We start from the raw sequence: 240 nt of genomic DNA, 5'->3' as shown, positions 1-240 counted from the left end.
AGCTTCTCAATTAACAGGATGGAATATTGATATTTTAACGGAACAGGAAGAATCTGAAAACCGTCAAAAAGAATTTACCGAACGTAGTAAACTGTTTATGGAATCCTTAGACGTTGATGAGATGATTGGGCAGGTTATGGCATCAGAAGGTTTTTCTTCCATCGAGGAAATCGCCTATATTGATCTGGAAGAAATTGCCTCCATTGATGGTTTTGATCATGAGACTGCTGCTGAAATCCA

At 38.3% G+C, this 240-nt stretch carries 1 pseudogene; it reads left to right on the top strand.

The window, feature by feature from the left end:
* A pseudogene (locus tag ACFINO_RS11295) lies at nt 1-240 on the top strand (transcription termination/antitermination protein NusA); the annotation flags it as partial.

Origin of the sequence: Bartonella sp. AA83SXKL (assembly GCF_042196965.1) — a bacterium.
Taxonomy (GTDB): domain Bacteria; phylum Pseudomonadota; class Alphaproteobacteria; order Rhizobiales; family Rhizobiaceae; genus Bartonella.
The sequence above is the reverse complement of the archived record's forward strand: the minus strand, read 5'-3'. Positions and strand labels throughout refer to the sequence as shown.